Genomic DNA, 22,702 nt, shown 5'->3' on the forward strand with positions numbered 1-22,702 from the left:
TCCCTTACTTGAACTCAGAACCACGACAGGTGACAAATGTGATTAGTCCGAGTCTCACGATTGGTTACCCTTATTCACTGAGATAGCCGCGCTTGAGCGCGGGATTGTTACAGCATTGCGACAAATATTCGACAAGTGTGGATTCGCCGCGAGCGATAACCATAGTTAGACAAAATTGCCATGGCCGTTATCCCCAAGGGGGTAGCATGGAGGGGATTTGGCCAAGGCAATCATCTTGAACACACGCCATATCAGATCAGGCCGCTCATTTTTTGGAGCAGGCAAGCGGTAGAGTCACTTTCACCTGCGTGCCTTGCCCAAGCTTGCTGTCGATCATCATCCGCCCGCCATGTCGCTCCACAATGTGCTTAACGATCGCAAGGCCAAGCCCCGTGCCGCCCGAGGCACGGCTGCGGCCCGGATCTGTGCGATAAAAACGGCGGGTGAGATGCGGAATGTGCTCAGGCGGAATTCCCTCGCCGCGATCTTTAACTGACAAGCGGACCCGCTTCTCGCCTTGCGGCTGAAGGCGCACGGTCACGGGTTTGTCGGCCGCGCCATAATTGAAGGCATTGTCAACGAGATTACGAATAAGCTGTTCAAGTTGTTGTTGATCACCGCTGACTTTAAAATCGCCGTGAGATTCGAAATCCACCCGGTCTTTATTGCGCGGCCCCGCAGCATCGAGCGCGGCGCGCTCGGTCAGCTTGCTGAGGTCAACAATATCAGAGGGTTGATCATGCTTCTCAGCCTCCACCCGCGACAGTGACATAAGATCGCTCACCAAGCTTTGCAGCCGTTTAGCTTCCGTCTCGATCGTATTTAGAAAGCTCGCCGCCATCTTGGGGTCGAGATCCTCGACATCCTCCTGAAGCGTCTCGACATAGCCAATGATCGAGGCGAGGGGGGTGCGCAGCTCGTGACTGGCATTGGCGACAAAATCGGTGTGCGCGCGGCTGATATCTGCCTCCGCAGTGCGATTGATGAACTCAAAGACGCCAAGCCCCCCATCGAGGAGCTTGCGGTTGATTTGCCAAATATCCTGCCGCCTGACCAACCCGCGAATAAGCGCGCTGCCGCCGTCTTCGCTCTCGATTAGTTGCACCGCTTTGGGGTGACGCAAAGCAATCCGCACATCCTGATCGATTATGTGACCGCCCAGAAGCTTGCGGGCAGAGGAGTTAGCAATGAGGATCCTCTGGCGTCTAGTGACAACAACTGGCGTTTCAGAATGCTCGACCAAACCGCTCATCCGGTCGGCTGAAAATTCGCTTAGTTTGTTGCCAGCCGCCGGTTCTAGTGCCGTCGTTCCAATTAACAGGATGGAACCGATCCAGACCAGTAGCACCGCCAAGACAATGGTTAGTTGGATCCCGCCCACAGCCATAAGAAAGGCAGCTACAAACGCCAATGCCAAAGCGGGCAATAGTGATGAGTTGAAGCGCATAGGCAAAAGCGCTGATAGCGATGTGATAGAACGCCCGCCAGTGGCAAAATGAACGCCAGCCATCGCAAGCGTGATCAATGGTGATTTTGTGTCTGAGGAATCAAAACGCCACCGATGGTGACCCCTACGGGAATCGAACCCGTGTTTCAGCCGTGAAAGGGCCGCGTCCTAACCGCTAGACGAAGGGGCCAGAGCCGCAATGCGGCGTCGGTGGCGTGGGCGGCCATCTAGTGAGGTGGTGAGCGCCCGTCAAGGGGCGGAATGAAGAGAGTTTGATGAACGTAGGTGCGCCGCGCCTACTCAGTCGGCCCAAGCCGCGTCTTCAACATGCAATTCGGCTTGCAAGCGGCTACCCCAATCGTCGATTTTTGTGCGGCCCACCAGCCATAGCTTTCGCCCCCTGCTGCCGTGGAGCAAAGCTTGGCCCATAGCGCTTTCAGCCGCGCGAAAGGCAATGCCTTTGAAGCTGCGGCCATCATCTCCGCTGGCGATGAGGCGGACATGATCCGTGCCAACAATATCGCATTTTACCAGGCGCACTGGGCCAACGGCAACGCGCGGGCCGGGCCAGCCGACCCCATATGGTCCGCCCGCGTCAAGCTGATGCACGAGATCAGGGGTGAGGCCGCCGGGAGCAACCGCCAGATCGAGGGTCGTTTCTTGATTTGCTGACGCCTTGGTGACTTGCGCGGCAAGGCGGTTGTCCAACCACTCAGCAAACTGATCGAGCCTAGCCGCCTCTATGGTTAGCCCTGCGGCCATAGCGTGTCCGCCGCCTGCGACGAGTAAACCTTCCTCGCGCGCAGCAATAATCGCCGCGCCCAGATCAACGCCAGAGATTGACCGGCCAGAGCCTTTGCCGTCTCCATTTTCTTCATCAAGCGCGATAACAATAGCAGGCTTGCCGATTTTCTCTTTGATGCGCCCGGCCACGATGCCGATCACGCCGGGGTGCCAACCTTTGCCAGCCAGCACGGGGATGGCGCGGTTATGCTGCTTTGTAAGCTGGGCCTCGGCCTCTTCCTGCACGCTTGCCTCGATCAAGCGCCGTTCTTCATTAAGCGCGGAAAGCTGCTGCGCGATTTCGCGCGCTTCCTCGGCATCCTGCGTCGTCAGCAGCCGAACACCCAGCGTCGATTCCCCGACGCGGCCACCGGCGTTAATGCGCGGACCCAAGGCAAAGCCAAGATCGCTGCACTGCGGCGCGCGCTTAAGCCTGCTGGCGTCGATCAGCGCCGACATACCGACATTCTCACGCTTGGCCATGACCTTCAGGCCCTGCGCAACAAAGGCGCGGTTGAGCCCATGGAGCGCCGCCACATCGGCCACAGTGCCCAAAGCAACCAGATCGAGCAGCCTAAGGAGGTTCGGCTCGTCGCGCGTCTCAAAAAAGCTTTGCGCGCGCAGCGTGCGCACCAGCTCAATCGCCAGTAGGAATGCAACACCGACAGCAGCCAGATGGCCGTGTGATGCCGCCTCGTCATTCTCATCGAGGCGGTTTGGGTTGACCATAGCGAGCGCTTTGGGAAGCTCTGCTGCGCATTTATGATGATCAACCACGATCACGTCGACACCCGCATCATTTGCTTGCTCAAGCGCGTCAAAAGCCATCGCGCCGCAATCAACCGTGACGATCAGGCTGCTGCCACCTTCGCTGATTTTGACTAGAGCCTCGCCGGAAGGGCCATATCCTTCGAGAAGGCGGTCAGGAATGTAATACTCCGCCTCAATGCCAAGATCGCGCAGCAGCAAAATGAGCAAAGCAGAGCTGGTTGCGCCATCGACGTCATAGTCACCGTAAATGGTGATCTTCTCTTCCGCGATGATCGCCTGTGCAATGCGGCCCGCCGCACTGCCCATATCGCGAAACTCAGCCGGGTCTGGCAAAAACCCGCGCAGCGTCGGATTGAGATTGCGCTCCAAATCGCTATCCTCAACGCCGCGTGCGCGCAAGATTTGGGTGACGATATCATGGTCCAGCGACGCGCCGCCTCCAATTTCCATATTGCCGCCTCGCCAACGCCAGCGCTTTCCTGACAAGGACTGGGTTACGCCGAAAACGGCAGGGCTTTTCACGGGATTTGGGGTTTGCGCAGAGGTCATGGTAAGTACACTAGTCTGCATGCAGGCGAGTGCAAACCTCATGGCCATTGACAATCGACAGGCTCTTGCGATCAAAGTCTCGCATGTCTTTGTTGATCATCTGGCACTCTCGCACAGGCGCAAGCGAGCAAATGGCGCAAGCTGCCATGCAAGGCTGCCGCGCTGGTGATCAATGTGTTGCCGCCGACGCGGTGACCTCAGAGCAGATCCTTGAGGCTGGGGGGTATCTGTTTGTCTGCCCGGAAAACCTTGGCTCAATGACAGGCGCGATGAAAGAGATGTTTGATCGAACATACTACGACGCCTTGGGGCGGATTGAGGGGCGCCCATATTCGACCATTATTGCTGCCGGATCTGACGGTGAGGGGGCATTGCGCCAGATAGATAGAATTGCGACCGGGTGGCGATTGCGCCGCGTCGCGGAGGCGAAAATTGTGAACTTTCATGCACAGACAGCGGAGCAGATATGGGCACTCAAAACCGTTGATAGGGAGGTCTTGTCTGATTGCAGAGCAATTGGCGCGGGCCTCTCCGAGGGAGTCGCATTGGGGGTTTTTTGAGTGATTGGGCAAGATAATGTTCTGATAAAGAACTATTTACAGTCAATGGACTCGACGCGGCGCTGCTTTCGAGCCAAGAGATAGGTAGCGAATAAGGGGGAAGGGCTGACCCATTTCCATGGAGGGACACATTTACGGAGAAGAGCTGCGGCCTAATATTGCCGCGCGTCTCTTGATCGTATTCCCCGAGACGAGACGCCCGGACCGGAGAGCCATTTTCGATGCTGTCGCACGCTCCGAACAATTCCTGGTTAGTCACGATCCGGGTGAGCCGATGGAGCGAGACGGCAATACAGGTGCGTGGCTTGAACTGCTCATGGATGGCTTGACATTCGATTGTATGGGCTTGCAACCGGGGCCGCCCATGCAGCGGGCGGAGCCGCGTCATGTTTTCCAAATTGGGAACCGAAATTTTGCCGCTTGCGAAGCGATAGCGCTCACGCCGGGGCCGCACCTTGCTGGCGCAGAAAACACCGTACCAGTGGTCCGCACCATTGTTAGCCTCGCATCCCAGCTGTGTGAGCATCTTGAAGACGCAATCGCCGTTCAATGGGAACCATCTGCCTGTTTCATCGGTAATAACTACTTCAAAGAAGTGTCAGAGCGCTGGCTTGAGGGGGGACCTTTCCCAGCGCTTGGTCTGAGCGGAATTGCGGTAGCCGAGAATGGGCTGCTCAGAAGCGATGGCTTGGCCTTCTTTACTGGTCAGGAGCTGGAGTTGTCCGAACAACTTTCTGCTGACCGGGTTAGTGCGAGCCAGCTTATGGTCCGCCTCATAGATAGGCTCGTTATGTGGGGGCGAGTTCAGGAAACCTCAGAGGTTGCAGGTGGTGACGGGGGGCCTCTGCTTCTGACACCTTCGGTTGATGGCAAGACCGTGAGCGTGCGGCTGAAATAGGGGGACGCGCTAAGGGCAGAGGGCGCGTTTAATATGTGACATTTCCGATTGACCGGCTGTCGTTTAGGGCAGTGAACCGGTGCGGCTGCCTTGGGTATGATCCCGACTTGCAGCGCCATCACCTTATTCCGTCTCAGGCGTTAAGAACGAGCAGTCTTTCGTATATGCTGAGCAGTCTTGGCAAGCGACAGATCGGCTTTGATGACTTTCGCCGCAATGGCATGTTGCTACCCTCAAAAGAGCCCAAGGCGCAGCGTATGGGGCTGCCACTTCATCGTGGACCGCACCGGGCCTATAATGAGATGGTCATTGAGCGACTGGGTATGATTGAGCAATCATGGTCGCGTCAGCGCGCTGTCAATGACGAGCGCGCAAATCAGGGTGCGCTTATGCAGATAAGTCTGCTGCAACGCGCGCTTCAGCGGCGGCTGCTTGATGCGCGTCAGCCGATGATGCTTAACCGTAAAGATCCACTCGGACGAGGTCAGGACTTCACTTTACTCGACGCAATGGCCGAGCAGCTATGGAGCGCAACGCATTAGTGAGCAGGTTCAGGAGGCAGCCTGCCTGCCGCTTAGTTTGCCCAGGCGCTATATGCGGACTTTGCGTCCAGCGCGGCCTTGGCGGCGTGATATTCGCTCTCGATCCGCGCGACCATGTCTTCGACTGTTCCGACGGATTTGACCGCGCCAACCCCCTGGCCAGAACCCCAGATGTCTTTCCAAGCTTTGGCTTTAGTATTGCCGCCGCTACCGAAATTCATCTTGGAAGGGTCACTCACGGGCAGGTTATCAGGGTCCATACCAGCGTTTTCGATGGACGAGCGCAAGTAATTGCCATGCACGCCGGTAAATAGGTTGGTGTAGACGATGCCTTCCGCGCTGCCATCCACGATGCCTTGTTTATAGCCTTGGTCAGCGTTTGCTTCCTCGGTCGCAATAAAGGCGCTACCGATGTAGCCAAAGTCTGCGCCCATCGCTTGAGCGGCAAGCACGGCATTACCATTCGCGATTGAACCCGAGAGAGCCACTAGACCGTCAAACCACTCGCGGATTTCCTGCATTAGGGCAAAAGGCGAAAGTGTGCCCGCATGCCCGCCAGCGCCAGCCGCTACTGGGATGAGGCCGTCTGCGCCTTTTTCGATCGCTTTCTTGGCAAAGCGATTGTTGATCACATCATGCATTGTAACCCCACCCCAATTGCGCACGGCATCGAAAATCTCCGTGCGTGCGCCAAGCGAGGTGATCACCATCGGCACTTGCCATTTCTCACATGTTGCCATGTCGGCCATGACCCGGTCATTCGATTTATGGACGATCTGATTGACGGCAAATGGAGCTGCCGGTCGTTCTGGGTTTTCCCGGTTATGCTTCGCCAGCTCTTCAGTGATCTGATGCAACCACTCATCGAGTAGCGTTTGCGGGCGCGCGTTAAGCGCTGGGAATGAACCGATAATACCCGCCTTGCACTGCGCAATCACGAGCTCAGGCCCCGAGACGATAAAGAGCGGTGAGCCAATTACGGGTAGGCGAAGATTATCGAATGGGGCAGGCAGGGTCATGAGCGTCTCCGCAAGGCTTGGGAAAAATATGTTGCCCGCACGCCTAAGCCGACGCGGCACACTGTGTCGAGAGTGACGTAACGTAAGGCACGTTAGGCAGGAATAGGGTCACGCGGTTAGGCTTGGGGTAGCAAGTGCTCAATCCCGTAGAAGCGGGCGGCGGTCCGGGCATAAAGCGCATGCTTCTCATCGTCGCTCGCGCCTTGCGTCAGCCGCTTAAAGGCATTCCAGAGCACAGGGTATGTAGCGCCCCAGCGGTCCACCGGATAATTACTTTCGAACATCGCTCGTTCTGGACCAAACGCCTCAATGCACGTTTGGATATAGGGGCGCCAAAGCGCGGCCAATGTTTCCGATCCCACACCGGCGGCGGGGCCTTCCTCAGGTAGAGCGCAATTATGCATGGCCAGCCCGCCCAGTTTCACGCTCACATTCTCGCATTTAGCCAGCGCTTGAATATTCTCCCGCCAGATATCGAAGCGCTCGTGAAGCTTGCCTTCATAGCTCGCATTGCCAAGCGGGGTGCCGCAGTGATCGAGGCAGATCGGCATGTCCGGGAATGCCTTGGCGAGATCGATCACATCGGGAATTTGGGGCTCAAGAATCCACGCGTCAAAACTAAGACCTTGCTTGGCGAGGTGTGCGAAGCCTTCGCGGAAAGTGCTATCGCGGTAAAGGCCCTCGGGCGCATGGAAGGGCGGGCCAAGCACTTCTGGATCAGCATCCCAAGCGCCCTGATGACGGATACCTTTGAACCGCTCCGGTGCGGCGGCCTTGAGCGCCTCCAGAACCGGGGCTACGCCATCGCCGAGCATCAGATCTGCATGGCCGATAATCCCTGCGCAGAGCTGAGCGTTGCCATATAAACCGCTCCCAGCTTGGGCGGCGACACCGTTCACATATTCAACTTCGCCAACAACCTTCATCGCCTCGCTGGCGCCCGCGCGATAAAACGCGCCGCATTCCATAAAGACAGTGCCGATAATGTTATGGCCGGTCTGCACATCGGCCAGAAACTGATCGAACGTGTAATGAGCAACGGGAACAATGGTCTCGATAAAGCGATGCCGCGGCTCCGGAAACATTGGTAAGAGCGGGCGCAAATCCCACAAGTGATGATGCGGGTCGATGATCGCCAGTTCTGGCTCAAGAATTTCTTCGGTCATAGTTTGGCTTTAATCCGTCCTATTCGGCGGGTACAGAAAGATCGAAAGAGGATGCGCCTGCTTCAGCAGGATCAGATGCATCGGGCCAATCGGCGCGCCGCTTGAGCCACGGGTTCACGAACAGCAGCGGCAATTTAAGGAACAGCAGTTCGGAATGGATGAAGCGGTCAATCGCATATTCCCACCATTTAGGCTCGCGCTTGCCATTCTGCTTCAGCCACGCGTCGTATGGTGCCCAGTGGCTCGGCTCATCGGCATGAATAATAGTGAAGATCTTCATCAAGACCTTATCATCGCGAACCAGCGGATGATCGAGCAATATTTCGACCTGTTTAAAGCCTCGCTTCTCAGTCAGCGAGATGACCCGGCATAGTTTCTCAAATGACGTATCACTGTCGATCACCATTTGCGTATCGAGTTCGTCAATCCGTTTGGCGAACATGATCTCCACGAAACGATCAATATGCCCGCATGTGCGATCAACCGATAAGGGCATGGTCCCGCGCAGCTCAAACCACCTGCGAAACATGACATAATGCTTGCGCTCATCGGCGCGATGTTGCTCGACTGCTTCGATTAGCGCTGTGTCGTCGGGCGAGCGCGCGACAATAGCCTCAAGCACCCGGTCAATCGCAGTGTACCCACGATGCTCGTTATAGATATAAATCGACGCAAGAAGATCGAGATATCGTTCACGGATGAACTTCAGCATAAGGGCAGCGTACGCCTATGCCGGTAGGCGGTCAAAGTGATTTTGCCAGCGCCGGCGCTATGCTTATTGGTCTGTGAGGGCAAACACGATGGCTTCGTTCAACTTAGCTCCCGATACTGTATTGGCTATCGAGACGACCACCCTGCGCGGCTCCTCCTGTGTTGCCGGCCTTGCTGAGAAAAACGCGCGGTACCCAGTGTTTGCACCGCTATGCGACACAAAGCGAAGGCTCCCATCATCATGCAGCACCAACTGTGTACCAAGGCCATAGTGCTTGCCTTCTTCCAGAGCCACCTGCGGCGTGATCATCGCTTTGGCTAGGTCGCTAGGGATAACGTTTTCGACGCCGCTGGCTGCGTCCATCAGCGCTATAACAAAGCGGGCATAGTCGTTTGACGTGGTCCATAGCCCCGCCGCAGCCTGTTCTGGGTAATCGTGCCAGCTGTCTTCAATTGAAGCGAACACCCCATCAAATAGATCAAAACTGGCATCCGCTCCTACAATTGTAAGGGGGGCGATTTCTGCATCTTCGATAGGTTGCAGGAAAGTGCTATCCTCCATGCCGAGCGGGTCGAACAATGTCTCCCGCGCAAGGTCTGCAAAAGTCTTCCCGGAGACGTCCTCAGCCCATACTTGGGCAATAATGTAGCCACCACCAGAGTAACGAAATTGGCCAGGCTCGCCGTCAAATACTAGCGTGCTCTCAAATACACGTGGCGGGTTTGCGACTACCTGCACTGCTGTGGGAAGGTCGCCACCCCGAGCATAGCCGGGATAGCCGGATTGCGATGCTCCGGTTGTGTGAGAGAGAAGTTGCCGCAGTGTCACGGGCCTGTCGCCGCCTTCCAAACCCGCAACATCCAACGAGGTTATTTGCGAGCGGATGTCGTCATCAAGACCAACCTCTTCCTGCCTTGCGAGTGTCAGGATGACAGCGGCGGCGACGGTCTTCGAAAGGCTGGCAACTTGCATCAGGCCGCCTGCCTTGGCCCGGCCGAAATAGAGGGTCTGCGATTCCCCACCTGCTTCATGGATTGTCACGCTTAGCGCGGTGACACCTAATTGTGTGGCTTCATCGTCGATGAGAGTGGCGAGAGAATCTTGCGGAGCAGTTTCCAGTTTTGCCTGAAAATCAGGGCTGACGAGAGGATCCGACGAGCAACCTAACGATAGAGCAATTGCACCGAATGCCGCCATTATTTTGGCTGGTCGTCGTAGCATCATTGCCTCACCGCACTATTCGCCGCGCTTAGAACCGAGCGCACGCTAGCGGTCGCAACGTCTTCGTCAATGCCGACACCCCAGATCGTGCCGCCATCAGGTGTCTTGCATTCAAGGTAGGCGGCGGCGCGCGCATCGCGGCCTGTGCCCAGCGCATGCTCGCTATAGTCGGCGACTTGCAGGTTCAGGCCAAATGCTTCCTCTATTGTGGTCAGCACGGAGGAGATAAGGCCATTGCCGCGCCCGCTGACGTTTTGCTCTTTGCCCTGAACCGCGATGGTGCCGGTGAATAGCCGCGTGCCGTCGGACGCGCGGCGCTCTTGATAATCGACCAGTTGGAAGTGCTTCTCGTCAGTCTGGACGTGGTAGGCGGCGCGGAACGCATTCCAGATATCGGGTGCCTCAAGCTCGCGGCCCAGTTCGTCCGCCATAGCCTGTACATGAGGCGCGAAATCGGCCTGCATCCGTTTGGGCAATTTAAGGCCCTGATCCTGTTCGAGGACCCATGCAAAGCCGCCTTTTCCGCTTTGTGAATTGACGCGGATGACCGCCTCGTAATTGCGCCCCAGATCGGCCGGGTCAATTGGCAGATAAGGTACGCGCCATTGCTCGTCATTTTGCGTTTGATGCGCAGAAAAGCCTTTCTTGATCGCGTCCTGATGGCTGCCAGAGAAGGCGGTGTAGACCAGCTCACCGCCATAGGGGTGGCGCTGATGCACGGGCAGCTCGTTGCAATATTCCACCGTTTCAATCACACGGTCGATATCGGAGAAATCCAGGCCCGGATTGACGCCTTGCGTGTACATATTGAGGGCCATGGTCACGAGGCAGCAATTGCCCGTGCGTTCGCCATTGCCGAAGAGGCAGCCCTCGACACGGTCCGCGCCCGCCATTAATGCTAGCTCTGCCGCAGCTACGCCTGTGCCCCGGTCATTGTGAGTATGCAGGCTGATCACCGCGCTTTCGCGACCCGGCAGATTGCGAATGAAATACTCGATCTGATCAGCGTAGATATTGGGCGTTGCCGCCTCGACCGTGGCGGGCAAGTTGAGAATTATCGGATGATCGGGCGTGGGCGCGAGCACCTCCATCACGGCAGCGCACACCTCAATGCTGAAATCAATCTCAGCGGTTGAGAATGTCTCTGGCGAGTATTGGAAATGCCAATCTGTATTCGGCTGTTTGCCCGCCTCGTCGCGCATCACTTTCGCACCGGCCACCGCAATCTCGCGCACCTCATCGCGGCTCATGCCAAAGACGATATCGCGCCATGCAGGGCTCACTGCATTATACAAATGGACGATGGCTGCGCCCGCGCCCTCAAGGCTAGCAAAGCTGGTGCGGATCAGGTCTTCGCGAGACTGCGTGAGAACCTGAACCATGACATCGTCTGGCACGCGATCAGACTTCACAAGGCTGGAGATAAAATCGAACTCGGTCTCGCCAGCGCTTGGGAAACCAACCTCGATCTCCTTCACGCCCACTTCGAGCAAAAGATCAAAGAAGCGGTTCTTCTTATGCGCGTCCATCGGATCAATGATCGACTGATTGCCATCGCGTAGATCCGTTGAAAGCCAGCGGGGCGGTGCGGTGATCGTGCGGGTCGGCCATTGCCGATCCGGCAAGTCGATTTGCGGGAAAGCGGAGTATTTGGCGCTAGGGGTTTTCAGCATGGACATGGAAATTCTCAGTAACGAATGAAACGATTAGGCGTTGATTGACCCCTGGGAGCGGCTGAACGCGCTCACATGGCACGCCCGGTTCACGCCCAAGGGCGGATAAGTCGTAGGCTTAGTTCGTTACGTGTCATGAGCGTGGCATTGCTGATTGTTGCGCAGATGGCAAGCGCTTCTTTCCCTCGGCTCATCGTATTTCTCGGGAAAATATTGTGCCCGCTGTAACCGCTGCGTCTCAGCGTGCGAACCCCATGGCATCAGCGGATGCTCTTCCTGGCGACCCTCCCCCCTAAACCCAACCAGGGGGGGCATCTGCTGCCCCAGATTAGCCATTTAAGGCTTCCGATCTGGGTCAGTTCAATTGGAGGTTTTACGATGAAACAAGTTCTTTTCTTTGCAGCAGCGGCCCTCGCGGCTCCTCTCGCAATCGCAACGGCTGGGGTTACCACTGCCGCCCCAATCTATGTCGGTGTCGAAGGCGAAAACATCGCAGTCGGCGGCTATGACACGCTTAGCTATTTTCAAGGAAACGGTGCCCCAGTGAAAGGCGATGCGCGTTTCACCGTCGAATATGACGGTGCAGAATGGCACTTCTCGAGCCAGGAAAACGCCGACAAGTTTAAGGAAGATCCTGACGCATATGCCCCGCAATATGGCGGCCACTGCGCCTGGGCCATGGCACGCGGTTCGCTCGCACCGGGTGATCCAACGGTCTACAAAGTAGTCGACGGCAAGCTTTATCTGAACTTCAACAAGCAAGTTCAGGAAACGTGGCTGAAAGACATTCCAGGTTTCATCTCCAAAGCGAATATCGCTTGGAGTGAACTCCCCGAAGACGCCCGCTTCGGTGGCTAAAGGCAGCACGCACGCCTCAACTCTGAAATACTCCCCAAATTCACTCCTGAAAGGTATTTAATCATGTCAAATGCAAGCACTCTCGCAAAAATGCTCGTCGTCGCTGGTGGCCTCGCTGTCGCAGGCACCGCAGTCCCAGCCGCAGCCGGCATTCCTTGTGGCCCGAGTAGCGCAAAGCTCGCCTCCGCATGTGCGGCGAACCCATGCGCAACTAACCCCTGTAAGGCCAAAAAATGTGCGGCTAACCCGTGCGCAGCAAATCCTTGTGCGGCAAATCCATGTGCAGCGAACCCGTGTGCAGCGAACCCGTGTGCCGCGAACCCGTGTGCCGCGAACCCATGTGCGGCTAACCCATGTGCGGCTAATCCATGCGCAGCGAACCCGTGTGCAGCAAACCCATGTGCTGCTAACCCTTGCGCACCAAAAGCTTAAGGGTCGCAAACGGGCAGTCGAGGGGGCGGTGCAACCCACCGCTCCCTCGATTTGTTTTTAGTGTAAGGGTGGCGCCATGTCTTTTGCCGACCTCTTGATCACAAGCACCACGCAGATGTTCCAATCGGGCAAACCGCTGATGAGCCGCTTGTTCGAAGATGGCAGCACAGCGGAAACTTGGGCGCATTATCCGCCTGATGATGTGGTCAATGGCGCCGCCTCGAGCCGATATTTCTACCACGCCCATCCGCCTGAAGAGCGCGATTCTGACGAGCATGGGCATTTCCATCTTTTTCTCGGTAAGCATGTTTTCGATGCTGCGCTCGATGCGATCTCTGACACACCAAGTGCTCTAATCCCACCACCACCATTGCCCGATGGACAAAGGCGCGCCGATGTCGTGCATTTTGCAGCACTCTCAATTGGTTATGATGGACTGCCGCTACGCTGGTTCGGCACCAATCGCTGGGTCACCGACGAGTGGCTGTATCCGGCTGACGACGTGATCGAGCGGCTTGGCCAATTCGATATGCGCGGACCTTCAGGTGATCCTTTGGTGAACGACTGGCTGACAGCAATGGTGCATCTTGCGCGCGAAGAGATCGCTGATTTGCTTCATGAGCGCGATGCCGTGCTAAAGACGCAAGACATGACTGGCGAAAATCGCGATGTCGAAGTAACCGGAGTGCGCGTTGTCGATTTTGAGGCGCTGCTAAGCTAAAGGGGTTTAGCGCCAGCGAAGCCGCTCCTCGGCAAGCTGATCGACCGACGTCACACCCATAAGCCGCATGCCGCGCTCGATCTCATCTTTCAAAATACCGATGGCGCGCTCGACGCCGTCCTGCCCCGCTGCGGCGAGAGCATAGAGATATAAACGCCCGCCTGAGGCGGCGGTCGCGCCCGCGCACATGGCCTTCAAGGCATGGGTGCCGCGCCGCACGCCGCCGTCGCAGATAATCTCAATCTCTCCGCCAACCGCATCGACAATCTCACGCAGTTGATCGAAGGGCGCGCGGCTGCCGTCCAATTGCCGCCCTCCATGGTTGGAAATCATGATCGCATCGGCGCCGATTTCGACTGCGCGGCGCGCGTCGCCAGCGCTCATCACCCCTTTGAGGCAGAAGGTGCCGCCCCAATCTGCGCGGATCTTGGCGGCGGTGTCCCAATCCATCGACGTGTCGAGCATGGTGTTGAAATAATCGGCAATACTGACCGCCTCACTCGATCCTTCCGTCACATGCGTATCGAGATTGGGTAGCCGGAATTTCTCGCGTAAGAGATAGTCCAATGTCCAGCGCGGCCGCGTGGCATAGCTCCATACCGCGCTCGGCGTGAAGCGGGGCGGGGTGGTGAAGCCCGACCTTAGGCACCGCTCGCGTTTGCCCGATACAATCGTGTCTACCGTTAGAGCGAGAGCGTCGAAGCCTGAGGCTTGGCACCGCTCAATCATCGACGCGTTCAGCCCCTGGTCCTTATGCACATAGAGCTGGAACAGTTTGGGGCCGCTGGTGAGCGCGGCGATTTCTTCAATGCTACGCGTTGCGAGGCTCGAGATGCCAAACCAGAGGCCAAACTTCTCCGCCGCTCTGGCGACTGCTGTTTCGCCCTGCCAATGGAAGGCGCGTTGAACGGCCGTTGGGCTGAGCAGTAAGGGCAGGGCGCTTTCCCGGCCCATAATTGTGCAGCTCGTGTCGATCTCTGCAACTCCGGCGAGCACATCGGGCACTAAATCACAGCTGTCATAAGCGCTGGTATTGCGCGCCTTGGTAAGCTCATCGTCCGCCGCGCCATCAATATAATCAAACACCGGCCATGGCAGACGCGTCTTCGCCAGCCTGCGAAAATCATCGATATTGTGGCAATCGGTAAGCTGCATTAACACTCGCCATTGGCATTGGTTCTGCGCTGTACGAGCTCTTCGCGAGTATATCGCTCGCGCGGGGCCTCGGCATCGCAAGGTTTGTAGCGAGTATCCTGCTGCAAACATCCCGCGCCGCACAATTGGATCGCGACTTCCTCAGTCGCATCTATCCGCCAGAAACGTCCGCCGGGCGTTGCAATAAAGCCGTCAAGGCCGGTTGCAACATCGCTATCAAAATCCTGCATGGAAGGGACTTCGCTGTCATATTCGTCACTATATCCGCCATGCGTGTGATAGCTGGCAACAGGGGCCATGCCGGGCTCATCGAAATAGGCGATATCGCAGCTGGCTTGCTCACCGGAGACTATTGGCGTGGTGCCAAGTCGCCCTTCGCTATCTTCGAAGATAATTCCGCAGAACTCCATGTCCTGCGCAAAGGATTGCGCTTGTAACTCGCTCAGCTGCGCCCGGGCGAAACCCTGCACTTGCTCGGCGGAAACGGTGATCTCGAAATCCTCCGGCCCCTTCACATTCATAAACACGCGGACCACCGCCACCAACGCCGCGATTGCGCATAGGCCGTAGAGAAGCTGATTGGTGGAGACATCACGCAGCATGATGCCTCCGATAGTACCAGAATATGAAAGAGCCTAGAATCTTCGGCCTAGTTCTTTGATTTATCGACCAGCTTGTTCGCGCCGATCCATGGCATCATTGCGCGCAGCTCAGCTCCAGTTTTCTCAATCGGATGGGCTTCGGCGGCCTTGCGGCTTGCCTTCAGCTCTGGCTGACCGGCCTGATTATCGAGCACGAAGTCCTTTACGAAGCGGCCCGATTGAATGTCGGCCAATACGCGCTTCATCTCGGCCTTGGTTTCGTCGGTGATGACGCGCGGACCGGTTTTGATGTCGCCATATTCGGCCGTGTTGCTGATTGAATAGCGCATATTGGCAATGCCGCCTTCATAGAGCAGATCGACGATCAGCTTGGTTTCGTGCAGACACTCGAAATAGGCCATTTCGGGCGCGTATCCTGCTTCGGTGAGTGTTTCGAAGCCAGCCTGAATCAGGTGCGTGATCCCGCCGCACAGGACAGCTTGCTCGCCGAAGAGGTCGGTTTCGCACTCTTCCTTGAAATTGGTTTCGATGATGCCGGAACGTCCACCACCCACAGCGCTGGCATAAGACAGTGCGAGCGCCTTGGCGAAGCCATTGCCTGCGCTTTGCTCGCATTCCTGATCGACCGCGATCAGGCAGGGGACGCCGCCGCCGCGTTGATATTCGCTGCGCACCGTGTGACCGGGGCCTTTGGGGGCGATCATAATGACGTCGATATCTTTCGGTGCTTCGATCAGGCCGAAGTGAATGTTGAGGCCGTGGGCAAAGGCGAGCGCGCTGCCCGGCTTCATTTTGCCCGCAATATCGTTGGCATAGATCGCCGCCTGATGTTCATCCGGCGCGAGCACCATGATGACGTCGGCCCATTCCGCCGCTTCGGAATTGCTTTTGACGGTAAAGCCAGCCTCTTCGGCCTTTTTGCGAGTGGCCGAGCCTTCGCGCAGGGCAATCGCGATATCTTTAACCCCGCTATCGCGCAGGTTCTGCGCATGGGCGTGGCCTTGGCTGCCATAGCCTACAACCGCGACTTTCTTGCCTTTGATCAGGTCCTGGTCGCAATCCTTGTCGTAATATACTTGCATTTTCTGTCCTTAAGTTTTGGTCGCGTGACGCTTAGATTTTGTCCAATTAGACATTGTCAGCGCCGCGCATCATTCCTACAATTCCTGAGCGCCCTACTTCGACGAGACCGAGCTCGCGCATAAGGGCAAGAAAGCTGTCAATTTTGTCCGGCGCACCGGTCAGCTCAAACACAAAGCTGGAGGTGGTCGTGTCGACCACATTGGCGCGGAAGAGCTCGGCAATGCGCAAGGCCTCGACCCGCGCATCGCCTTTGCCTGCGACTTTGACGAGCGCCAGCTCGCGCTCGACATGCGGGCCAGCGGTGGTGAGGTCCGTGACGGTATGCACCGGCACTAGCCGCTCTAGCTGCGCCTCGATCTGGTCAATCACCTCGGGCGGACCGCTTGTGACGATGGTGATCCGGCTGATCGCGTGGTCATCGGAGATATCGGCCACGGTCAGGCTGTCGATATTGTAGCCGCGCGCGGTGAACATGCCGGTGATCTTCGCGAGAATACCTGGCTCGTTATCAACGACGACGTTGAGCACATGGCGCTCAGCAGCTTGTTCAGCGATTTTCATGGTGTGTCAGTGTCCCTTGGGTGGCGGCTTAAACAAGCGCCTTCGCTTCATCATCCATCGTGCCGTCCACCTGGTCGCCATAGAGCAGCATTTCAGTGTGTGCAGCCCCTGATGGGATCATAGGGAAGCAATTAGCATCTTTCGACACGAGGCAATCGACGATGACTGGGCCATCATGCGCGAGCATCGCTTCAATGCCTGCATCAAGGCCCGCTTCGTCTTGAATACGAATGCCCTTCCAGCCATAGCTTTCCGCGAGCCTCACGAAATCGGGCAGGCTGTCGGAGTATGAGTTGGAATAGCGGCTCTCATAAGTCAGCTCCTGCCACTGACGAACCATGCCCATATATTCATTGTTGAGGATGAATATCTTGACTGGCAGGCGATATTGCGTCGCGGTGCCAAGCTCCTGAATATTCATCTGAATGCTGGCTTCACCGGCAATATCAATCACAAGGTCGTTTGGATTGCCCAGCTGCGCACCAATGGCCGCGGGCAGGCCATAACCCATCGTGCCAAGCCCGCCGCTGGTGAGCCATTTGTTCGGTTTGGCAAATCCGAAATATTGCGCGGCCCACATCTGGTGCTGACCAACTTCGGTGGTGATTATCGGGTCGCGATCTTGTGTGAGCGCGAACAGCCGTTCCACCGCCTTTTGCGGCATCAGCATATCGGACTTCTCAGGATAGGCGAGGCAATCGCGTGCCTTCCAGCCCATAATTCGCGCTTTCCATTCGCTCGTGTCGCGCGCTTTCTTGTCGCCCCATGCGTCCAGCAATTGCTCCATCACGGTCGCACAATCGCCGACAATGCCGCAATCCACCGGTACCGTCTTGTTGATGCTCGCGCGGTCAATATCGATGTGGATCTTCTTGGAATGCGGCGCGAAGGCATCGAGACGCCCGGTAACCCGGTCATCAAAGCGCGAGCCAACTGCGATAATGAGATCCGCCTTGTTCATCGCCATATTGGCTTCATACGTGCCGTGCATGCCGAGCATGCCCAGCCAATCGGGGTGCGTATGCGGAAATGCGCCGAGCCCCATCAGCGTGCTGGTGAGCGGTGCATCAAGCGTGCGTTGGAGCTTGCCGAGCAGTTCCGCTGCGCGCGGGCCGGAATTGATAACACCGCCGCCGGTATAGAGGATCGGGCGTTCCGACGCTTCCATCATAGCGATGGCCTGCGCGATTTTCTCAGGCTTGCCTTCAGTACGCGGCTGGTAGCGCTTTGAAGAGGGGCTTGCGGCGCACTCTGTTTCGCCGCCCATCGCAATCTGTACGTCTTTAGGGATGTCGATCAGCACGGGGCCAGGTCGGCCTGTCGTCGCGATACGAAACGCCTCTTCGATAGTCGCTTCGAGTTCGCTGGGGTCTTTAACCAGATAATTATGCTTGGTGCAGTGGCGCGTAATGCCTACAGTATCCGCCTCCTGGAAAGCGTCCGTGCCGATGAGCGCCGTTGGGACCTGCCCCGTGATGACAACCATCGGGATCGAGTCCATATAAGCATCAGCAATGCCGGTGACCGCATTCGTCGCGCCGGGGCCCGATGTGACAAGGACCACGCCGGGCTTGCCGGTCGAACGGGCATAGCCTTCTGCGGCATGCGCTGCACCTGCTTCGTGCCGGACAAGGATATGACGTACCTGTTTGTTTTCAAACAGTTCATCGTAAATGGGCAGCACGGCACCGCCGGGGTAGCCGAAGACGAATTCGACGTTCTGGCGGGCAAGGCTATCCATCAATATCTGTGCGCCGCTGCGTTGGCTCGTCACGTTTTTAGTCCTTCTTGAAACAACAAATCGGTTCGATGCAGGGAATCGCGCATCGAACCGACTAGGCTCTCAATGCGATTATAAATGTGCTTTGTCAATCTAATTTACGTAATAATGATACAAATATGCCCTCAATATCGAAATTTATATCTTCCATGCGAGGCCATGTAGCGGGAGGTTGATTGCGGAACCACGTATATTGCCGTTTGGCATATTGCCGCGTTGCTGTCTGGCCCTCTGCGCTTGTAATGTCCTTGGTGGAGCCTCCTTCTATACAGGCCTTTATTTCTGGCACGCCGATAGCACGCATCACCGGCAAAGTGGGATCAAGTTTCCGTTTAAGCAGGGCATCTACTTCTTGCACGGCGCCATTCTCAAGCATCCACTCAAACCGCTGGTCACACCTTGTATAGAGCCACTCGCGATCGGGCAGGATAATCAGCGGATGCAGGTCGATGTCATTTTTGATCCCGCCGGTCTTGCGCTTTTGCCATTCTGAAAGTGTCTTGCCTGTGGATCTCACAACCTCCAGCGCTCGTGCCATTCGCTGTGTGTCGTGCTTATTCAAACGAGCGGCGGCCTCAGGATCTTCTTGCTCCAGATATTCGCGCACTTCACCAGTGTAGAGCCTGCGAACTTCAGCGCGAATGTCTGGGTCAATTTCCGGGACTGGCGCAATACCATCGAGCAATGTTCTAAAGTACAGCCCTGTTCCGCCGACCAATATCGGCACCGCGCCATCCTCGTGGCACTCTGCGATCTCGCGCTTGGCAGCCCCCGACCAATCCGCCGTCGAGCATGCCTGCGCGCCATCCCACGTGCCGAACAGGCGGTGCTCAATCCCGGCCATTTCGTCTTCGCTGGGCCGCGCCGAGAGTATGCGCAAATCGGCATAGACCTGCTGGCTGTCGGCATTGATGATGACTGCACGCTTCCCACGCGTCTCTATCGCCTGCGCCAACCGCACCGCACAATCGCTCTTGCCGCTCGCGGTCGGTCCTGCGATGAGCGCCACTGGCGGTTTAGGGGTGGTCCCGCAGCCCGAAGTTTCTGGAGAAGTCTCAGTGCTCATTGCCCGTCTGATAGCAGACAGTGACCAAAGTGATATGGGTCTTGATGCGCAGCTCGCAAACGCGCCGGAGTGGCTGATTGAGGCAGACGCCGCGTTCGAGATCGAGCAGTTGGATGAACGCTTGCACGAGCTGCATTGGGGCGCGGAAAATGATCCGACTTTGCTGACCCGCGTGCTGGATGAAGTGCTGAAACCTGAGGCAGCCTTGATCAGCGATTGCGGCTTTGAACTGCCTGATGTGTTCGTTTCGGATATGGATTCCACCATGATCGGGCAGGAGTGCATTGACGAACTGGCGGATTACGCGGGCCTCAAAGACAAGATCGCGCATATCACTGAGCTGGCGATGCACGGGGAGCTGGATTTCGAGGAGGCGTTGCGCGAGCGCGTGGGGCTGCTCAAGGGCCTGTCTGAAAACGCTATCCAGCAATGCCTTGATGAGCGCATTTCACCAACGCACGGTGCGGCGACTTTGGTCGCGACCTTGCGCGATCATGATTGCAGGACCGTTTTGGTCACCGGCGGCTTCCACCATTTTGCCGATGCGGTGGCTGAGCAGCTGGGCTTTGAACGCGTGGTCGGCAATGTGCTTGAGGTCGCCGATGGCGCGCTGACTGGTGAGCTTGCTGGCGCCATTACCGATGCGGACACAAAAGCGCGCGTGTTGCGCGAGGAAATGACCAAAGCGGGGAACGGCGCGATATCTCTCGCAACCGGAGACGGCGCGAACGATATTCCGATGATTGAGGCCGCGCATTACGGCTTTGCTTACCGCGCTAAGCCAGCGGCGCGCGCCGCCGCAAATGGCCGAGTGGATACACCTGACCTTACCGCAATTCTAACTCTGCTGGATATCTCACAAAGCGATTGGGTTGAAGCATGACCTAAAGTCGGCTTTAATTTTAAGCGGTCTTGCGTTTCCCGCGCCAAGCGACAAACCGAACTCCGGCGGCGGCAATCGCGATCACGCTGAAAATGATGCCTTCGGCCTGGTAGCCCTGTTCGAAGATACGGCCAAAATAGCTTTGGAAGAAGACTACCCAAAGATAATGGATGCCGACCCAGTGTAAGTACCTCCAGCGCTCGCCAAGCGCCTTTATTGCCGTGCGGTTCGAAGTGAACGCCATCGCGTACATGGTGAGGTAGGCGCCGCCACCACCAATGAGCGTAATGGCGTCAGGGACCAGGCCTAGCGTGCGATATAGCATGACAATGGCCAAGAGATGGACCGTGTGGCTCATCGCAAACCCAAGACCGAGCCATTTGCGTTGCTTGAGTAGCTTTCTTGTCCAATCGCTTTGCAGCAGATCGTTTAGCGGGCGCGCGACGTAAGCCAGGATCAACAAAGGGAAACCGACCCGAGCGGTATAGCGTGTTGCGGCGGACCATTGGTCTTCTAAGGTTTCAAAAAAGGAGAAGCCGACCGCTGTGGCCGCGAGCCCCAAGAGCAATCCGAGCCACATTGGCCAACGATGCATTGTCTGATCCCCTCAGTTGTCAGCTCTAGAGCCAGCTTGAAATCTGACTGAGGGGCTTCTTTTTTAGCGCATGGACGGGTACGGTCGCATCCTCGGTGGGCTTGCCGACAACGACAACCATGAGCGGTTTTTCCCACTCTGGGCGTTCACAGATATTGCGCAGGAAACCCATGGGTGAGGGCGTGTGAGTCAGCGTGGAGCAACCCGCTTCATGCAGCGTTGCGATCAGCATGCCGCAGGCGATTCCGACGCTTTCATTCACGTAGTAATTCTGCGTTTTGCCATCTTCTTCGATTCCGCCTTTGCGCTGCGCAAAGACAACAATCAGATAGGGCGCGGTTTCCAGAAACGGCTTGTCCGCGTCCGTGCCAAGATCGGCTAGAGCATCGAGCCATTCCTCGCTCGCCTTGGCTTTGTCGCCATCCTCACCGTAGAAACGCTTCTCCTCCGCCTCGGCGGCTTCGCGGATTGCGCGCTTCTTCTCCGGCGAAGAGACCACCGAGAAATGCCACGGCTGGTGATTGGCACCATTGGGTGCGGTACCCGCAGCCTCGATCGCCGCCTCGATGACTTCGCGCGGGACGGGTTCATCGGAGAAGTATCGGCAAGTGCGGCGCTCTTTCAGCCGATCGCGCAAGGCCTGTGCGCGCGCAATGGCGTCCGCATCCGGAATAGCTTCGAGGGTGTAGGGAATGGTTTCGTGGTCACGCATGTCCTGCATCTAACTGTGCATTGGGGGGATGGGAATGGTTTTTTGGGGAATGGTTCTTAGCGAACTGGTCATCTGGACACGCTACTAACATCTGTGTAAGTTGCGTTTTAAAAGGAGTATGACCGATGGCCCTTATTGATCTTCCACTTGTGCACCCTGAACGCAAGACAGTCGGTTTTCGTCCCCTCAAGACGTGGGGTCATTTCCGCAAGCTCGTCGCTGACAAGGAAGACACCGCACAGGTGTTCCACATTATCGAGGCGACAAAGAGCCGAAAGAGCCATCAGCAAGGCTGGGACTTCATGGGGAGCGAGCTAGGGCAACGGCTACTGCGCGAGGACGTCGATATTCCCACCATCCTTGACGATCACGACCGCTGGGCTGATTGCGGACCCAATTCGGTTGCGCAGCACTATATCCGTTTCATGAAGCGCGAAGGGCTGTCTGCTGCGGGCCTAGTGGCGGAATCGCATCGCTGGATGCCGCCAGAAAAGCGCTTGCCGGACCTCACCGAGTGGTATTTTGAGCGGCTGCGCGACACGCATGATCTTTTTCATGTGCTGACCAGTTATGGCCGGGACGCGCTGGGTGAGCAGGCGCTGCTCGGCTTTAGCTATGAGCAAAATCATAATCCGGGTGTTTTGTTCATTGCCTATGCCGGCGCGCGGGAAATCAAGAAAGCGATTGGCACCAAAGCCCCGCTCTATGCTGCTGTGAAGGAAGGCCGCGAGCTTGGCCGCGCAGCTGACAAACTGGCACATATGGATGTTGAAGCGGTGATGCGCGAAGACATTGATGAGGCGCGCGCGAGGCTGAATATCGGCGAGCCGGTGATCTACCGCGAGTGTCTAGCAATTCTCGAGGCTGAGGGGCACGGCTGCTGCGATTTGCTCGCTCCGCAGGCTGCGTAGCC

The 22,702-nt window shown here is 57.0% G+C and carries 23 protein-coding genes and 1 tRNA gene; 8 read left to right on the plus strand and 16 right to left on the minus strand.

Going from position 1 to position 22,702, the window contains the following annotated elements:
- Window positions 1–265: 265 nt before the first annotated feature.
- The 3 genes from ACFCXQ_RS09980 to recJ all read right to left on the minus strand — a co-directional run bounded on the left by ACFCXQ_RS09980 (window position 266) and on the right by recJ (window position 3,451).
- Entirely contained in the window at window positions 266–1,510 is a 1,245-nt protein-coding gene (locus ACFCXQ_RS09980; protein ID WP_379550184.1) for a sensor histidine kinase, read from the minus strand.
- A 52-nt stretch (window positions 1,511–1,562) separates the two neighbouring features.
- Window positions 1,563–1,637 (minus strand) — tRNA-Glu (locus ACFCXQ_RS09985).
- Between the two features lie 110 nt (window positions 1,638–1,747).
- Window positions 1,748–3,451, minus strand: a complete 1,704-nt coding sequence (recJ, locus tag ACFCXQ_RS09990; protein ID WP_379550186.1) for a single-stranded-DNA-specific exonuclease RecJ — start codon at window positions 3,449–3,451, stop codon at window positions 1,748–1,750.
- Between the two features lie 182 nt (window positions 3,452–3,633).
- On the opposite strand from recJ, the gene ACFCXQ_RS09995 reads away from it, so the two are divergent.
- The 3 genes from ACFCXQ_RS09995 to ACFCXQ_RS10005 all read left to right on the plus strand — a co-directional run bounded on the left by ACFCXQ_RS09995 (window position 3,634) and on the right by ACFCXQ_RS10005 (window position 5,550).
- Window positions 3,634–4,110: a flavodoxin family protein gene (locus tag ACFCXQ_RS09995; protein ID WP_379550188.1), complete on the plus strand. Its 477-nt coding sequence runs from the start codon at window positions 3,634–3,636 to the stop codon at window positions 4,108–4,110.
- A 118-nt stretch (window positions 4,111–4,228) separates the two neighbouring features.
- Window positions 4,229–5,008 carry a hypothetical protein gene (locus ACFCXQ_RS10000; RefSeq protein ID WP_379550189.1) on the plus strand — a complete coding sequence of 260 codons (780 nt, stop codon included), beginning with the start codon at window positions 4,229–4,231 and terminating at the stop codon, window positions 5,006–5,008.
- Window positions 5,009–5,079: 71 nt separating this feature from the next.
- Window positions 5,080–5,550: an AHH domain-containing protein gene (locus ACFCXQ_RS10005; RefSeq protein WP_379554624.1), complete on the plus strand. Its 471-nt coding sequence runs from the start codon at window positions 5,080–5,082 to the stop codon at window positions 5,548–5,550.
- Window positions 5,551–5,582: 32 nt separating this feature from the next.
- On the opposite strand, the gene ACFCXQ_RS10010 is transcribed toward ACFCXQ_RS10005, so the two are convergent.
- The 5 genes from ACFCXQ_RS10010 to leuA form a co-directional block, all read right to left on the minus strand.
- A complete protein-coding gene (locus ACFCXQ_RS10010) occupies window positions 5,583–6,569 on the minus strand; it encodes an NAD(P)H-dependent flavin oxidoreductase (RefSeq protein ID WP_379550191.1) in 987 nt (328 codons plus the stop codon).
- Between the two features lie 116 nt (window positions 6,570–6,685).
- Window positions 6,686–7,735 carry an amidohydrolase family protein gene (locus ACFCXQ_RS10015; RefSeq protein ID WP_379550193.1) on the minus strand — a complete coding sequence of 350 codons (1,050 nt, stop codon included), beginning with the start codon at window positions 7,733–7,735 and terminating at the stop codon, window positions 6,686–6,688.
- A gap of 19 nt (window positions 7,736–7,754) precedes the next feature.
- Window positions 7,755–8,447 (minus strand): ferritin-like domain-containing protein, encoded by a 693-nt coding sequence (locus ACFCXQ_RS10020; RefSeq protein ID WP_379550195.1) that lies wholly within the window; start codon window positions 8,445–8,447, stop codon window positions 7,755–7,757.
- A gap of 63 nt (window positions 8,448–8,510) precedes the next feature.
- On the minus strand, window positions 8,511–9,644 hold the full coding sequence (locus ACFCXQ_RS10025; protein WP_379550196.1) for a serine hydrolase domain-containing protein: 1,134 nt from the start codon (window positions 9,642–9,644) through the stop codon (window positions 8,511–8,513).
- Between the two features lie 23 nt (window positions 9,645–9,667).
- Window positions 9,668–11,347 (minus strand): 2-isopropylmalate synthase, encoded by a 1,680-nt coding sequence (leuA, locus tag ACFCXQ_RS10030; RefSeq protein WP_379550198.1) that lies wholly within the window; start codon window positions 11,345–11,347, stop codon window positions 9,668–9,670.
- Between the two features lie 372 nt (window positions 11,348–11,719).
- On the opposite strand from leuA, the gene ACFCXQ_RS10035 reads away from it, so the two are divergent.
- The 3 genes from ACFCXQ_RS10035 to ACFCXQ_RS10045 all read left to right on the plus strand — a co-directional run bounded on the left by ACFCXQ_RS10035 (window position 11,720) and on the right by ACFCXQ_RS10045 (window position 13,352).
- Complete coding sequence (locus tag ACFCXQ_RS10035) at window positions 11,720–12,199, plus strand: YHS domain-containing (seleno)protein (RefSeq protein ID WP_379550200.1); 480 nt, start codon at window positions 11,720–11,722, stop codon at window positions 12,197–12,199.
- Between the two features lie 235 nt (window positions 12,200–12,434).
- Window positions 12,435–12,692 carry a hypothetical protein gene (locus tag ACFCXQ_RS10040; RefSeq protein ID WP_379550202.1) on the plus strand — a complete coding sequence of 86 codons (258 nt, stop codon included), beginning with the start codon at window positions 12,435–12,437 and terminating at the stop codon, window positions 12,690–12,692.
- A 15-nt stretch (window positions 12,693–12,707) separates the two neighbouring features.
- The gene (locus tag ACFCXQ_RS10045; protein ID WP_379550204.1) at window positions 12,708–13,352 is read left to right on the plus strand and encodes a DUF6969 family protein; all 645 of its coding nucleotides are present in this window, start codon (window positions 12,708–12,710) and stop codon (window positions 13,350–13,352) included.
- Window positions 13,353–13,358: 6 nt separating this feature from the next.
- Here the strand turns inward: ACFCXQ_RS10045 and ACFCXQ_RS10050 are convergent, their stop codons facing one another.
- The 6 genes from ACFCXQ_RS10050 to miaA form a co-directional block, all read right to left on the minus strand.
- Entirely contained in the window at window positions 13,359–14,507 is a 1,149-nt protein-coding gene (locus ACFCXQ_RS10050; RefSeq protein ID WP_379550206.1) for an alpha-hydroxy acid oxidase, read from the minus strand.
- A complete protein-coding gene (locus ACFCXQ_RS10055; protein ID WP_379550208.1) occupies window positions 14,507–15,109 on the minus strand; it encodes a DUF4329 domain-containing protein in 603 nt (200 codons plus the stop codon). Before ACFCXQ_RS10055 ends, ACFCXQ_RS10050 begins: the two co-directional genes overlap by 1 nt.
- Window positions 15,110–15,156: 47 nt before the next feature.
- Window positions 15,157–16,191: a ketol-acid reductoisomerase gene (gene ilvC, locus ACFCXQ_RS10060; protein WP_379550209.1), complete on the minus strand. Its 1,035-nt coding sequence runs from the start codon at window positions 16,189–16,191 to the stop codon at window positions 15,157–15,159.
- A gap of 46 nt (window positions 16,192–16,237) precedes the next feature.
- The gene (ilvN, locus tag ACFCXQ_RS10065; RefSeq protein WP_379550211.1) at window positions 16,238–16,753 is read right to left on the minus strand and encodes an acetolactate synthase small subunit; all 516 of its coding nucleotides are present in this window, start codon (window positions 16,751–16,753) and stop codon (window positions 16,238–16,240) included.
- Window positions 16,754–16,781: 28 nt separating this feature from the next.
- Entirely contained in the window at window positions 16,782–18,527 is a 1,746-nt protein-coding gene (gene ilvB / locus ACFCXQ_RS10070) for a biosynthetic-type acetolactate synthase large subunit (protein WP_379550213.1), read from the minus strand.
- A 94-nt stretch (window positions 18,528–18,621) separates the two neighbouring features.
- Entirely contained in the window at window positions 18,622–19,599 is a 978-nt protein-coding gene (gene miaA, locus ACFCXQ_RS10075; RefSeq protein ID WP_379550215.1) for a tRNA (adenosine(37)-N6)-dimethylallyltransferase MiaA, read from the minus strand.
- Here miaA and serB point away from each other — a divergent pair.
- A complete protein-coding gene (gene serB, locus ACFCXQ_RS10080) occupies window positions 19,592–20,482 on the plus strand; it encodes a phosphoserine phosphatase SerB (RefSeq protein ID WP_379550216.1) in 891 nt (296 codons plus the stop codon). The genes miaA and serB overlap by 8 nt on opposite strands.
- A gap of 19 nt (window positions 20,483–20,501) precedes the next feature.
- Here the strand turns inward: serB and ACFCXQ_RS10085 are convergent, their stop codons facing one another.
- Window positions 20,502–21,077 carry a ferric reductase-like transmembrane domain-containing protein gene (locus tag ACFCXQ_RS10085; protein ID WP_379550218.1) on the minus strand — a complete coding sequence of 192 codons (576 nt, stop codon included), beginning with the start codon at window positions 21,075–21,077 and terminating at the stop codon, window positions 20,502–20,504.
- 25 nt (window positions 21,078–21,102) lie between these two features.
- On the minus strand, window positions 21,103–21,789 hold the full coding sequence (locus tag ACFCXQ_RS10090; RefSeq protein WP_379550220.1) for a nitroreductase family protein: 687 nt from the start codon (window positions 21,787–21,789) through the stop codon (window positions 21,103–21,105).
- Between the two features lie 125 nt (window positions 21,790–21,914).
- Here ACFCXQ_RS10090 and ACFCXQ_RS10095 point away from each other — a divergent pair, with 125 nt between their 5' ends.
- Window positions 21,915–22,700, plus strand: a complete 786-nt coding sequence (locus tag ACFCXQ_RS10095; protein WP_379550222.1) for a Coq4 family protein — start codon at window positions 21,915–21,917, stop codon at window positions 22,698–22,700.
- The last annotated feature ends 2 nt before the right edge of the window (window positions 22,701–22,702 follow it).

The sequence above is a fragment of the Qipengyuania rhodophyticola genome (genome assembly GCF_042493225.1).
GTDB lineage: Bacteria > Pseudomonadota > Alphaproteobacteria > Sphingomonadales > Sphingomonadaceae > Erythrobacter.

Bases quoted from the DNA above. Each gene is read 5' to 3' on its own strand.
- ACFCXQ_RS09980 (WP_379550184.1), bottom strand. From the start codon at position 1,510: ATGGCTGGCGTTCATTTTGCCACTGGCGGGCGTTCTATCACATCGCTA.
- ACFCXQ_RS10000 (WP_379550189.1), top strand. From the start codon at position 4,229: ATGGAGGGACACATTTACGGAGAAGAGCTGCGGCCTAATATTGCCGCG.
- ACFCXQ_RS09995 (WP_379550188.1), top strand. From the start codon at position 3,634: ATGTCTTTGTTGATCATCTGGCACTCTCGCACAGGCGCAAGCGAGCAA.
- miaA (WP_379550215.1), bottom strand. From the start codon at position 19,599: ATGAGCACTGAGACTTCTCCAGAAACTTCGGGCTGCGGGACCACCCCT.
- ACFCXQ_RS10055 (WP_379550208.1), bottom strand. From the start codon at position 15,109: ATGCTGCGTGATGTCTCCACCAATCAGCTTCTCTACGGCCTATGCGCA.
- ACFCXQ_RS10015 (WP_379550193.1), bottom strand. From the start codon at position 7,735: ATGACCGAAGAAATTCTTGAGCCAGAACTGGCGATCATCGACCCGCAT.
- ACFCXQ_RS10085 (WP_379550218.1), bottom strand. From the start codon at position 21,077: ATGCATCGTTGGCCAATGTGGCTCGGATTGCTCTTGGGGCTCGCGGCC.
- ACFCXQ_RS10090 (WP_379550220.1), bottom strand. From the start codon at position 21,789: ATGCGTGACCACGAAACCATTCCCTACACCCTCGAAGCTATTCCGGAT.
- leuA (WP_379550198.1), bottom strand. From the start codon at position 11,347: ATGTCCATGCTGAAAACCCCTAGCGCCAAATACTCCGCTTTCCCGCAA.
- ACFCXQ_RS10095 (WP_379550222.1), top strand. From the start codon at position 21,915: ATGGCCCTTATTGATCTTCCACTTGTGCACCCTGAACGCAAGACAGTC.
- ACFCXQ_RS10025 (WP_379550196.1), bottom strand. From the start codon at position 9,644: ATGGCGGCATTCGGTGCAATTGCTCTATCGTTAGGTTGCTCGTCGGAT.
- recJ (WP_379550186.1), bottom strand. From the start codon at position 3,451: ATGGAAATTGGAGGCGGCGCGTCGCTGGACCATGATATCGTCACCCAA.
- ACFCXQ_RS10050 (WP_379550206.1), bottom strand. From the start codon at position 14,507: ATGCAGCTTACCGATTGCCACAATATCGATGATTTTCGCAGGCTGGCG.
- ilvC (WP_379550209.1), bottom strand. From the start codon at position 16,191: ATGCAAGTATATTACGACAAGGATTGCGACCAGGACCTGATCAAAGGC.
- ACFCXQ_RS10010 (WP_379550191.1), bottom strand. From the start codon at position 6,569: ATGACCCTGCCTGCCCCATTCGATAATCTTCGCCTACCCGTAATTGGC.
- ACFCXQ_RS10020 (WP_379550195.1), bottom strand. From the start codon at position 8,447: ATGCTGAAGTTCATCCGTGAACGATATCTCGATCTTCTTGCGTCGATT.
- ACFCXQ_RS10035 (WP_379550200.1), top strand. From the start codon at position 11,720: ATGAAACAAGTTCTTTTCTTTGCAGCAGCGGCCCTCGCGGCTCCTCTC.
- ilvN (WP_379550211.1), bottom strand. From the start codon at position 16,753: ATGAAAATCGCTGAACAAGCTGCTGAGCGCCATGTGCTCAACGTCGTC.
- ACFCXQ_RS10045 (WP_379550204.1), top strand. From the start codon at position 12,708: ATGTCTTTTGCCGACCTCTTGATCACAAGCACCACGCAGATGTTCCAA.